The sequence below is a fragment of the Domibacillus sp. F004 genome (assembly GCF_057814295.1).
Genome location: NZ_JBVATB010000008.1, coordinates 114,473 through 127,446 on the forward strand (window position 1 = coordinate 114,473; position 12,974 = coordinate 127,446).

The 12,974-nt window shown below is 36.8% G+C and carries 10 protein-coding genes and 1 pseudogene; 6 read left to right on the forward strand and 5 right to left on the reverse strand.

Translation table 11 applies throughout. The features are described from left to right. Positions 1-243: 243 nt before the first annotated feature. Together ACZYRN_RS17140 and ACZYRN_RS17145 are read right to left on the reverse strand one after the other, a co-directional pair. Positions 244-1,011 carry an SDR family oxidoreductase gene (locus ACZYRN_RS17140; RefSeq protein WP_488912834.1) on the reverse strand — a complete coding sequence of 256 codons (768 nt, stop codon included), beginning with the start codon at positions 1,009-1,011 and terminating at the stop codon, positions 244-246. Between the two features lie 370 nt (positions 1,012-1,381). Continuing rightward, positions 1,382-1,597, reverse strand: a pseudogene (locus ACZYRN_RS17145) (ATP-binding protein); the annotation flags it as partial. A gap of 354 nt (positions 1,598-1,951) precedes the next feature. On the opposite strand from ACZYRN_RS17145, the gene yppF reads away from it, so the two are divergent. Then, entirely contained in the window at positions 1,952-2,191 is a 240-nt protein-coding gene (gene yppF / locus ACZYRN_RS17150) for a YppF family protein (RefSeq protein ID WP_488912835.1), read from the forward strand. 102 nt (positions 2,192-2,293) lie between these two features. Here yppF and ACZYRN_RS17155 read toward each other — a convergent pair whose 3' ends face one another. Then, positions 2,294-3,199 (reverse strand): LysR family transcriptional regulator, encoded by a 906-nt coding sequence (locus tag ACZYRN_RS17155; RefSeq protein ID WP_488912836.1) that lies wholly within the window; start codon positions 3,197-3,199, stop codon positions 2,294-2,296. Positions 3,200-3,341: 142 nt separating this feature from the next. On the opposite strand from ACZYRN_RS17155, the gene ACZYRN_RS17160 reads away from it, so the two are divergent. The 4 genes from ACZYRN_RS17160 (at position 3,342) to ACZYRN_RS17175 (ending at position 6,613) form a co-directional block, all read left to right on the forward strand. Next, positions 3,342-4,118: a class I SAM-dependent methyltransferase gene (locus ACZYRN_RS17160; protein ID WP_488912837.1), complete on the forward strand. Its 777-nt coding sequence runs from the start codon at positions 3,342-3,344 to the stop codon at positions 4,116-4,118. Positions 4,119-4,619: 501 nt separating this feature from the next. Beyond that, entirely contained in the window at positions 4,620-4,937 is a 318-nt protein-coding gene (locus ACZYRN_RS17165; protein WP_488912838.1) for a DUF3892 domain-containing protein, read from the forward strand. A gap of 221 nt (positions 4,938-5,158) precedes the next feature. Beyond that, entirely contained in the window at positions 5,159-5,662 is a 504-nt protein-coding gene (locus ACZYRN_RS17170) for a cupin domain-containing protein (RefSeq protein WP_488912839.1), read from the forward strand. A gap of 48 nt (positions 5,663-5,710) precedes the next feature. Beyond that, complete coding sequence (locus ACZYRN_RS17175) at positions 5,711-6,613, forward strand: S-layer homology domain-containing protein (RefSeq protein WP_488912840.1); 903 nt, start codon at positions 5,711-5,713, stop codon at positions 6,611-6,613. Positions 6,614-6,896: 283 nt separating this feature from the next. On the opposite strand, the gene ACZYRN_RS17180 is transcribed toward ACZYRN_RS17175, so the two are convergent. Together ACZYRN_RS17180 and ACZYRN_RS17185 are read right to left on the reverse strand one after the other, a co-directional pair. After that, positions 6,897-9,095: an ATP-binding protein gene (locus ACZYRN_RS17180; RefSeq protein ID WP_488912841.1), complete on the reverse strand. Its 2,199-nt coding sequence runs from the start codon at positions 9,093-9,095 to the stop codon at positions 6,897-6,899. A gap of 445 nt (positions 9,096-9,540) precedes the next feature. Then, a complete protein-coding gene (locus ACZYRN_RS17185) occupies positions 9,541-9,708 on the reverse strand; it encodes an aspartyl-phosphate phosphatase Spo0E family protein (protein ID WP_488912842.1) in 168 nt (55 codons plus the stop codon). Between the two features lie 431 nt (positions 9,709-10,139). On the opposite strand from ACZYRN_RS17185, the gene ACZYRN_RS17190 reads away from it, so the two are divergent. Further along, positions 10,140-12,935: a response regulator gene (locus ACZYRN_RS17190; RefSeq protein ID WP_488912843.1), complete on the forward strand. Its 2,796-nt coding sequence runs from the start codon at positions 10,140-10,142 to the stop codon at positions 12,933-12,935. The last annotated feature ends 39 nt before the right edge of the window (positions 12,936-12,974 follow it).

Sequence of the window (12,974 nt, forward strand, 5' to 3'; positions counted from 1 at the left end):
GTGATGAAAATAAAGTGATGTTGAAAAAAGCAAAGCGGTCACCGACATAGAAGGTTCAGGTTCTGAAACGAAAAGTATTACCCTTAATATTTGAAAGAAATACAATTTAAGCAAATAAAAAAAGCATTATGGTTCAACTTGCAGGAGAAATAGAGAGAGGAAGTGTTTATGATTAAAAAAGATAACTTAAAAAAAGGGGTACAGCCATAAATGCTGTACCTGCAGGATGGATTCTATTCCTTCTTATTTAATTGTATTACCGCCATCAAGTACGATATTTTCACCTGTCATTAAGTTTGTTGCATCGCAGGCTAAAAATAAAGCAACAGCTGCAACTTCTTCCGGATAGCCAAAGCGTCCAAGCGGAATTTCTTTTTTCGCTTTTTCTCCTTTTTCTCCAGCCCAAGCCTTTTTGCCTAATTCAGTTAAAATGACAGTAGGGGAGATTGCGTTGACTTTAATGTCAAATTGAGCCCATTCATAAGCAAGCACTTTCGTCATTCCAAGAATCCCTGCTTTACTTGCCGCATAAGCTACGTGATTGTCTAATGCAATAAGTGCCGCCTGAGAAGCTAAATTGATAATGTTTCCGCCATTTCCTTGCTCAATCATTACAGTACCGACTTTTTGGCACATTTTAAAGGATCCCGTTAAGTTAAGATCAATCGTTTTTTGCCAGTAAGCATCAGAAATATTTTCTGCATCATCGAGTAATGCAAGACCAGCACAGTTGACTAAAATATCAATCTTGCCGAATTGTTCTCTCACTTTCTGGATGGCAGTGTCCATGCTATCATTGTTCGTAACATCACATTGTACGCCGATGGCATGTTCTGCACTCAATTCCTTCGCTACATCTACTACATCATCTTTTAAGTCAAAAATAGCCACTTTTGCCCCTTTTTCTATGTACAATTCGGATACCGCTTTACCAATTCCGCTTGCTCCGCCTGTTACAATCGCTACTTTGTCCGTAATATTGAAGTTCTTATCGAATCCTTGAAAACTCATCAATCGTCATCCTTTCTACTTGTCCATTTGTTCGCGCTTTCATTGTATCGAGAAACACATTTCCTAAAAATACCATTCTGCTCCGTGGAAATATCAATTAACCCATTATCTACAGAAGGTTTATTACTAAACATACTATCGAGTTGAGTAATCCAACAAATTGATTCATTATTAACTATTTTCATTATAATACTCTTATTATTGTTTTTTTTCAATATTTATTTTCGTTTATAATCGGTTTGCTTTTATTAATTTTTGTTTTTTATTATTTTACTATTTAGTACAAAAGAAAAAGACCATCGTGAAGAAATGGTCTTTTTGTGTTTTTGATGATTAATCAAAAGGACAAGGTCAATATCTGTCATTCATTTTAGACGGCTTTGAATTTTGACAACACTATTTCAACACTAGTTCCTAAATTAACTTGGCTGGTAATGTGGATTGAACCTTTGTGGCTTTCTATAATGCGAAAGCTTACTGTCATGCTTAATCCAATCCCTTTTTCTTTTCCGCTATAAAAAGGTTCTACAACATGTTTCAAATGATTTTTTTCAATTCCACAGCCATTGTCCTCAAACTTAATCGAAAAATAATCCGAATTATTCCTATTGTGAAATAAAAAAAGGTATTCCTCTGTGAAATTTGATGTAGTGTTTCATTGTTATTCTCCTTAAAAGGATTTTTATGTGAATAAATGATTGTTACATAAAAAAAGTTTCGACAATATAAAACAAGATTGAATAAATAATTTAAGGGGGAAAACGTGTTTAATTTGAAAGAACGGGAAAATGAATATCCTTTTTATCTATAATTGAAATTGCTGTAGAAAAATGTCGTTAGTTTGAATTTTCTAAAAAATAAATTCTAAACCCTTTACATGTTATACTTCTTGAAAGCGTATACAATCTTTAAAAAATCCAGATGAAATGAGTGGATAACTATGTTATTGGAAGACTTAATAAACCGTTTTGAACAAGTGAAAAAGCGTAACCCATTACATGCCAATGAATTACTGGATTATATTCAAAGAAGCTATATTCACGGGGAAATATCGATTGTGGAATATAAAAAACTTTTTTGTGAATTAGACAAACGCGGAGCAAAGAAGCCACATGCGTTTTTTGAAAAAATAGAAACTGCTGATGTGGAAGCAGCATACCCATTAAGTTCAACCGTTTAATCGATCAAAATCGAATACTTACAGACAAAACAAGCGCCATTCTTGTGGATCAAGAATGGCGCTTGTTTTGTCTGTTCAGAAAGAAATACATCTGTTGCGGACTCATGGAGAGGTAAAGATGGTCTGAAGTTTTACAATCTCCTCTTTTAAAAACCTAATAAATGTATGTACTTCGTTTGTTTCCACTTTTGTTAATACATAAGTTAAAGATGTGGGCAAACTGATTTTATCTGATTTTACTTCTGCTAACTTTTTCATTCTTATTTCATCACTTACCATTGTAAAGGGTAAATACGAAACACCGAGCCCATGTTCTATGAATCGCTTTGTGATTTCAATTTGGTTCACTTTCATTGTTCGAACAGCCGGGTAGTATCTCTTAATGTCGTTTAAAAGGTGATCCCAATAATCAGGATGGTTATAAGTGATTAACCTGTATTTTTGTAATATCTGCTTTTCCTCAAACACATTCTCCTTTTTATCAAGAGTGGGTCTGACTAAAATAACAGGCTCTTCGTGTACAATACAGGAATTTATATTTGTTTGTATGGGTTTTATTCTCGTTAACCCAAGATCTGCTCTTCCTGCACTAATCTCTTCCCCTATTTCATAAGATTTAAGTACATTTACTAAAACTTCTATATCGGGATTGTTATCTATAAAGCTCCGTAAGAGTGAAGGCAGGATAGAGGATGCAATTTGTGGGGCTGCTGCAATCACCAACCTGCGATTATAACCTTGTTTCCATAATTCAAATTCGTCTAATCCTTGATCATAAGACTTGATGATTTCTCGTGCATATGAAAGAAAATGGTGACCTGCCGATGTAAGGACAATCTTTTTTCCACTTCTTTCAAATAATCGAATATTAAGGCTTTCTTCAAGCCGTCTAATATGTTTTGTTATTGCCGGCTGAGTGAGAAAAAGTTCTTCTGAGGTTTTACGAAAATTTTCATACTTAGCTGCAACAATAAATGTTTTAATCCATTTAATATCCAGGTAAATCAACCTCCTTATTAATAACGGTTTGTTATTAATTTTCGCTATTTTTGTTACTGTTTATTCTATATTCTTTTCATTATAATCTAATTAACAGGGATATACAGATTATTTTAGGTTTGCAAATAACGAATTAGGAGAGCGATTAAAAATGGGGAAAATCCAACATACGAAGGACCATTGGAATGCTAATTTATATGATGCAAACCATTCATTTGTTTCGAAGTATGGAGACAATCTAGTTGAATTATTAGTACCGAAACAAGGTGAAAAAATTCTTGATCTTGGTTGTGGAACAGGAGATTTGGCAAAAATATTGTATGATTATGGAGTGGATGTTACAGGTGTAGATACATCTGAAAATATGGTTATGCAAGCAAGAAATAAGTACCCTGCTATTCGCTTTATCGTACAAGATGCAAGAGCTTTGGAATATACGAATGAATTTGATGCTGTATTTTCTAATGCTGTTCTTCATTGGATAAAACCGCCAAAACAAGCACTCCATTGCATCTATAAGAGCTTAAAACAAGGTGGAAGATTTGTAGCGGAGTTTGGTGGTAATGGAAATGTTCAAACCATAACGGATGAAATCATTTATCAAGTTAAAAAAGAAGGAAGTGATTATAAAAGAGAACAGTTCCCTTGGTATTATCCTAGCATTGGCGAGTATTCCTCTTTAATGGAAGAAGTAGGACTTAGAGTGGCCTTCGCAGAGCACTATGATCGACCGACACCTTTACGCGGAGAGAATGGATTAAGAAACTGGATTGAAATGTTCGGCAATCATATGCTTGAAAGCGTTGCTGAAGATAGAAAAGACGATATCATAAAAAAAGTGGAAAATGGTTTAAAAGAAATTCTATATAGAGAGGGTAATTGGATAGCCGACTACAAGAGGATTCGTGTAATTGGAATAAAAGAATAAGAATGAGAAAATCCGGAGAGAAATTTCAACTTTCTTCGGATTTTCTTTATTGTAGAGAGCTTTAAGAGACAGACGCTTGTTCATATACCCGCCATTAAGGAACAGATGATAGAAAACGTGAAAATAGATTGACAAGAAAAGGGTCTACCGTCCATCATCTTAGGCCCCACCGAAGGGATTCCATACAAACTATTTGCTAGTCAATCTCATCAGGTCGGAATCCCTTTATTTCTCTTTTTAGTGATCAGTGTTCCAGCACGGCTGATTCGTTTTGTGCTCGTTTCATTGATTACGTCGTTTTTATCTCAATTCCTATTTAAAAAATTACCGTTAAAAGTAAAAATAATTATTTGGCTGGCAATATGGGTCGGTATTTACGTGTTTTACTTTTCCGCATTTGGATTTTAGTCCTACGTCCCCTTTACACTTTTGAGCGTCGAAGAGAGAGGGATTGTTTACGTTTTCAATGCGCATACTACAGGAGAAAAGGGGGATCATCTCATGACACAAGATCGATTTGAACAAGTCTTTGAGCAGTATAAACAACAAAGCCAGGCCAATAATGCTCGCAAGGAAAGTTATAATCAACAAATGGATAATCAGGAACAGATCGTAGCTGTTCGCAAAAATGGGGATGGAGACATTATTGCTTTTAAAACAGAGAGCGGGAGAGAACTCGATTATCTTGAAGCGCTAAGCGAAGCAAAAGAAGGAAAGCTTGCCCATGTGGATGTGTTCGAGCGGTATGGACGAGAAATCATTCGAAGTGAACCGGATGGCATTCGTGAAAATAACTTGGATAACCTGGCAACCTTTTAAGCAATCGTTTTATCCCGCTGAAACAGGCAGTAGCCCCCACTTCTAAGAAGGAGAAGTGGGGGCTTTACTATTTGCAAAAGCACAATTGGTTTGAAGGAATAAAGTCTTATCGTTTATTTTACCTTTTCTGGAATTTGTTCAAAATACATAAATAAAAAATAGTGTAACGATTCTGCTCAAGGGTATAAAGAAACAAACTCGTTTTAAAAGGGGCGGACTGAATGAAAATCAATATGAAATTATTTATGTGTAAAGACGACGGGGAGATTCCAAATAATCCGGAACTGCCGGTTATTGTGTATGAAGGCATTTTTCAAGAGAATCCAGACAACATCGAGTTGACGTTCAACCGTCATCAGTGGACAAATAGCTGGGTGAATGGGGTATTTGACTACCATCATTATCATACGAACACGCATGAGGTGCTCGGTGTAAAAGCGGGGCAGGCGACTGTGCTGATCGGTGGAGAAAAAGGTGAGCAGCTCGAATTGCATACTGGGGATGTCATCGTGCTGCCGGCAGGAACGGGTCATAAACGATTGAAAAGCAGTGCTGATTTTTCCGTGGTCGGTGCTTATCCGGAAGGTAAGAGTCCGAATTTGAAAAAAAGGAGTTCGGGCAAAAAAGCATCGTTACTGGATGAAATTAATCGGATCGGCGTTCCTCAGACTGATCCGGTTTTTGGTGAAGGTGGACCGCTGTTAGAAAAATGGAAAAAAGGATAGAGCTTTTGCATATAGGTAGGAGAATGAATAAAGAGGAGGTCCGTAAACATGAACAGGGGGAAGTGTTTTGCTGTTTTAGCCGCTGCTGGGTTATTCTTTGGCGTATTTAATTCGTCCACTAGTGCCGTCGTGCAGCCGTTTACCGATATTTATACACCAGACGAACGATATGTCGAGCCACTTACGTATTTGTATGAAAACGGCATCGTCAGCGGCAAAACCCCCACAACATTTGATTTATATACTCCTATGACGCGTGGAAATGCAGCGGTCATGATCGCCAAATCGCTTTTATTGGATACTGCCCATGCCCCGGATTACGGTTTCACCGACGTAAATGCACGGATAAAAGGCTCCGTCAATGCACTTGCCCAGGAAGGATACGTGTCAGGCTATGGCGATGGTTCATTCCGCCCGACAGTTTCACTTACACGTGGTGCCGCCGCTAGCCTTCTTGTCCGTGCATTTAACATTCCGATGACCGATGAAGTGGCTCCATTTACCGATACGGAAGGTACGTTCAAACCATATATTGATGCTATTTACAAAGCTGGTATGACAAATGGTGTGTCGGCTGCGCATTTTGGTACGAATAATAACATGAAGCGCGGTGACTTTGCCATTTTGCTGTATAAATCCATCGAATATTATATGAAGAATATGTATACGCCTGTTGTTGAATTCGTCACAATTGATTCTGCCACAGCCGTCCAGATTAGCTTTAAAGAACCGGTACCTGTACAGCTGCCGCCGAAATACATCGTCGGTGAACATCTTGACTTACGTGTTCAATTTGAGGGAGAAGCAACGGCCGATCCGCTTGCTATTGACTACTATCAATATTCACCTGATCGCCGCACGTTAACATTGGCCGTTGACTTCACCGGCAAAAACGGGATATTCCTTGCAGTGGATTCGGTGAACACAACCCGAACCCCTTTCGACTTTTAACCAATAGAGGAAAAGGAAAAATAATCAATCAGGCAAAAACGGGCTGCCCATGGTGACTGGGGCAGCCCGTTTTTGTACACCTTTTATTTTTTCATTCGTTTCAAACCTGCAGCAATCCATTCAGGGCTAACAGCATCGCGTCTGTATTTCCTATTGTCCATAAATCCATTGCGAGCGCATGAGGTTGTTTTATTTTCTTCACCAGTGTCCGCAATTTACCGATCCTGACACCAAACTAATTCTAATAAATAAAACATACCTATTAAGCTAGGCGGCAAAGATATTAAGAAGGGGAGATAGCCGTTATTTCTGTATGGCTTAGCGGTTGCTGATAGATAGGGAACTGGATGGAGAAGCATGTTCCTTTTCCTACTTCACTTGTCACTTTTATCTCCCCGTTCATGCCTTTTACAGTGCTAAAGGCGACCATCATCCCAAGACCGGTTCCTTTTTCATTTGCCTTTGTTGAAAAATAAGGCTCGCCAAGGCGATTTAACTGCTGTGGTGTCATGCCCATACCTGTATCCTGTATGTCAATTTGGACATTGGAACCATTTGAGAGCAGGTTCAAATTTAATATCCCGCCATTCGGCATGGCCTCTATTCCATTTTTTAGTATGTTAATTAAACCTTGTTGTAATTTACTTCTTTCACCTAGAATAAAATAATCTTCCTGTTTGTTAAAGGTGAAGTTAATTTGAACAGCATTCATATTGGACAAAGGGGTGATGATTTGGATCGTAGACTGGACTTCCTCCAGGACGTCTACTTTCTCTACCGTAACAGGTGCCGGTTTAGCAAACGTTAAGTAATGATTGATAACTTCTATCGCCCGATCGATCTCTTGTATGGCGAGCGTCAAGTATTGTTTTCCATTTTGCATCGATGCATCTTCAGATAACAGCTGCATAAATCCCCTCGCTGTCGTTAATGGATTCCTCACCTCGTGAGACATGCTGGCTGCGAGATGGCTGACAATCTCTAGTTTCTCGGATTTTCGTACGAACTCTTCTGTTCTTTTTCTTTCGGTGATATCCTCATAAACGCCAAAAACACCAATCATTTTTTCGTCCACTAAAACCGGAACAAAGGTGATCGTATAGTCAATAAAGGAGTTTTCCTCCATCTCAATCTTCGTTTCAAAACTTTGAGGTTCCCCTTGAAGTGCTTTTTCAAAATAGTGTGTTGAATACATTTTTTTAAACTTAGAGATCAGCTGATCATTCTGTTCAATTTTTCCGTTTTTGAGGGCGTGGTTTATATGTAAACAATCTCCATCTGTATTAAACAAAATAATCGTATGTGGATGGTTTTCAAAGAGAGAACGATACCGTTGTTCACTTTCTGCGAGCATCTTTTTTGTTTTTTCTAACTGATGTGTTCGATTTCCTACGATTTCTTCCAAATGAGCGTTTACATAAGACAGTTCTTCATTTTTTATAGATAATTGAGCCGTTCTTTCCTTCACTTTGTATTCCAATGTCTCATTTAAATGTTTAATATTACGCAAAATGGTCTCATTTTCATAAAGAATAAGTACATGCCTGATCATGATAAAGGCCAATACAACGATGACACCAATAAATATAGTCATTAATTCACTTTTTTGAAAGAAAGCGACGACAATCAAGAGAATAACACTTGTATAAGGGACAATAAGTCGGCTTACGTTGAAAACGTGCTGTTTTTTAACACTCTCTTCTTCGCTCTTTTTCTCTGTTTCTTTTTCAAAAAAACTAGATAATCCTATGATTAATACAGCGATACTCCATAACGGTTCTAGTAAAGTAAACGGTTCTAGTTTATGAAATGTAGATTGATAGAGCCAAATAGAGTCCGCAATAACATATAGCACCATGCCGCTTAAATGTAGGGTGAATACATTAAGAGGAAAAAATTTCTGATAGGATAAATAAACAAAAATAATTCCCATTAAGAAGCATAAATAACTAATGGAGTAACTGAAAGAAACAATCATATGAAGAAGAGATAAAGGTGTTTCAAGCAAAATTGGTTTAAATAAGTACACCCAGCTGATCGTGAATGAAACAGTAACCACGATACATGCTTCAAATCCTAATTGCCAAATGCGATATTTTTCTTGGTCTGTGTATACTTTATAAAGCAAAGAGGATAAATATATTATCATATTTATAATCCAAAATAAATCTGCCCAGCCAGGAAAGGTGTAGGTAGATGATCCTGAGTAAAGATCATATCTCCAGAATAATTGTGCGATAAGAGTACTCAAACAGCCCGCCATTAAGATAAGCCAATACTTCTTTTTCTCTCTTCTGAATCTATGACTGTTTATATAGATAAAAAGAGCAGACATTAAAGGAGCAATTAACGAAAAGATGCCACCTCCGAAATATTTTAGTTCTTTATTATCCGAAAAATAAAGAAGCCATGCATAGTATGTTAATAAGTAAATAATAGCCATACACATAGCGATCTTTATGCCATTCTTGTGAAAAAGCATCGGTTATTCTCCTTTATATATAGAAAATGTAGAGATTATGGCTTTTAATTGAATTTGCCTAGTCTTTTTTATAATAAAGCATTTAGCATTGAAACATCTAGATAATTTTCAAAATTATTGTTAATAATATAGAAAAATTACATTGTTGAAAGGAAATGTTAGAAGAGGAATCTTGGAAAGAGAAGATGATATGTCTTTTGGCAAACAGCTGAATGGAGGATTTATTCAAGGGGGTCAATTAAAGCTGAAAAAGCCGAGAAGGCCTCGGCTTCAAAACATGGAAATAACATAGCAAAACACTTCGTACATTAACATTATTACCAATCAAAGGAAGTTTATACAAAAGAAATGAAAAAAAATTTGACTGCAAGGTTTAACTAATTCAAAGAAGCATAAATAAATAATGAGGCGTTTAGATACAGAGTTTTATCTTAAATGGAGCTACTTAACATCTGTTATGCAGTTGTACTTGAATAATGAGTTTGTCTAACTCTTCGCTATATTTAAGCGTTTCACTACATCCGAGACCGTGGGACGTACCAGTAGAAATCAATAAATTACGCAGCTCATTAATTTGAAAGTTCAATTTATCCAAGTACTCATGATTACTCAAAATGAAATCTCCCCTATGTATTTTTTATGTATTCTTTGTATACGACACAGTTAAGCATAAAATATCTTTTCCTTAATGAAAATAGGTTCGACAAAAGATCTAGAAATGTTACACCATTATTTATAAAAAGAATGTCCATAACTCTAGTTTAACAGATTTATAAATTGGTGGGTAATAACAGGTATGGAAATTAACTGTAGAGAAACAACCTTAAAACTGGATATAATGAAGTGGAATAGGAACGTCATGATGATGTGTGGCGGGAAGAAGAAAAGTTTTTATGGGAGAAGTCTTTTTTTTTAAATTCAGAATATTTGTTCGATACAATTTGATGTAAAGATGGTACAATCCATTTATAGTAAAGAAAGAATATTCTTAATCTTGGGGAAAGTTTAGAAATAAAAAATAATAGATGGGAAAAGGGAATTGATATGACATTTAAAAAGAAACTATTTATCGCTTTTGGCATTATTTATGGGATTGATGCTCTTCTTCATGTCTATATCGGGTCAAAGATGACTATCTTTAATCAAGATACGGAAACTCTTGTTAAAAGTGATGAGGTCCTTATGTATGCGAACATCATTCAAGATGGATTGAATGAATACAGCAAAGAATCAAGAGATCTTATCGCCAATCCACCTGAAGAACTTCAAGGTAAAATTGAGGTAGATAGGAATCAAGATCTTCAAGATGTGAATATAGCGATCAGTAACCTCGAAAAGTTGGAGAAAAACAAAGAATCACAAAAATTGGTAGAGAACTTAAAGGCAACAATTAGAACGTACGCTGAAATAGATCAAGAAATGACTGCACTCATAAAAGAAGGGAAGAATGAGGAAGCAGCCCAACTGTACTGGTATAAGGGTCGAGAAAGTATGGGGAATATCAATGCAGCTTCCTATGAACTAAGAAACCTGCAGAATACGATAGCGAATAGGAATTTGAACCAATTTAACGAAACGTATGATCAAGTTAAGGACATAACAAAAGCATATGTCTCTGTATCTTATTTGCTTGGATTATCAATGTTGCTTTTTATTATGTGGAATGTGACGGGCAGATTGAATAAGGTCAGTTCCGTCATGTCAGAAGTTAATTTTAGTAAAATGGATAAATTACCTCGTATACATCTTAAAACAAAAGATGAGATCGGAAAAATCGCCAATTCATTCAATGAAATGGCGGAAGCTCTTGAAACGCACACAAGGCAGGAGAAAGAATTAAAAAATGCGGCCGAGAAACAAAGCTGGTTAAAAACAAAAATTGCTGAAATTGCGACCATGTATCCTGGAATCGATAATTTAGAAACATTAGCCCACATCTTCATCACAAAAGTCACTCCTATGGTAGGTGCGGCGTATGGCGTCATCTATATAAAGGAACAAAATAGATACAAAGGAAGCTTTCAGAAGCTTGCTGCTTATGCTGATAATTATAATAATCCACAAGAGGTTGGTTACGGAAGCTTTCAATTAGGGGAAGGAATTGTGGGGCAGTGTGCGCTGGAAAATCGTATTATTTCCCTTCAGCAAGTGCCAGAAGATTATATCAAAATTACTTCTGGCTTAGGTTCAGCCCAGCCGTCCCATATACTCGTTCTTCCGGCAGAATTTCAAGGAGAGGTATTGGCTGTTGTTGAATTAGCTTCATTTGAACCGTTTAATGAATTAGAGGAAATGCTGCTGCAAGAGATCATGAGCAATCTTGGTACGAACATAAAAAGTATATTAAGACATATGCAAGTAGAAAAGCTGCTGCAAGAATCACAAGCTTTAACGGAAGAATTGCAGAGCCAATCGGAAGAACTTCAATCTCAGCAAGAGGAGCTGAGAACGGTTAATGAACAACTGGAAGAGCAATATGAACAATCTGAACAGAAGACAAAAGAAGTAGAAAAAGTAAAAAATGCACTTGAAGAAAAGGCGCAGCAGTTAACACTCAGTTCGCAATACAAATCGGAATTCTTGGCCAACATGTCTCACGAACTGCGAACGCCTCTTAACAGCTTGTTAATACTCGCTCAAATGCTCACGGATAATATCGATGGAAATCTTACTAATAAACAGGTGAATTATGCGAAAACCATCTACTCATCAGGAAATGATTTATTGCATTTAATCAATGACATTTTAGATATAGTGAAAATCGAGGCAGGAAAAACAGAAGTGATATCTAAAGATGTGGAACTGAATAACGTGAAAGAATTTGTTGAGGCGCAATTTACTCCTGTCGCCCGCAAGAAAAATATTCAATTGCATGTTCAGATTGCTTCTGATTTACCAGAGACTATTCACACGGATAAACAGCGGCTGCAGCAAATATTAAAAAATTTATTATCTAATGCTTTTAAGTTTACCGAACATGGTGCTGTCACATTAACAATGGAAAAAGCGGAAAAAGGAATGTTTGCAAAAGAGAAAGAAGATGCTTTCACTCAGTCAAATATAGAATTTGTCTTTTCTGTTAAAGATACAGGAATTGGGATTGCCGCAGAAAATCAGGACATTATTTTCGACGCATTTAAACAAGCAGATGGAACCATTAGCCGAAAATATGGTGGAACAGGATTAGGGCTATCCATTAGCCGAGAACTCGCTCATCTATTAGGCGGTTTCATTGAGGTTGAAAGCATAGAAGGCTATGGAAGCACCTTTACGTTATATTTGCCTCATTATCAACACATTGTAAAGGAAGAAGATCAAACCATTGCAAGGAAAGAAATAGCCCATTCTGAAGCAGAGGCAGCCACAGCGCTTCTCGAAACTTCAAGTACTACACCTATTGCTTCGGCAGAGTATCCATTTCAAGCGGAAGATTCTTGGAAACAGATAAATGGAAGGAAAGCGTTGTTAGAAGGTAAGAAGATACTTGTGGTGGATGACGATATGCGTAACGTATTTGCTTTAACAACAGCGCTTGAAAGTTATCAAGTTGAAGTGTTGTTTGCGGAAAATGGAAAGGATGGAATTGCTGTTTTGCAAGGAAATCCAGACGTCGATCTCGTTATTATGGATATTATGATGCCTGAAATGGATGGATTTGAGGCAATTCGCCGGATTCGTCAATTAATTGAATTCCAAAGCCTTCCAATCATTGCCCTTACGGCCAAGGCGATGAAAAATGATCGAAAGGAATGTATTGACGCAGGAGCATCCGATTACATTAGTAAACCGGTAAATTTGGATCAGCTATTTTCAATTATACGGGTATGGTTATACAGATAGATAGAGACATTGAGTATAGGGGTATGGGGTGATGATGCA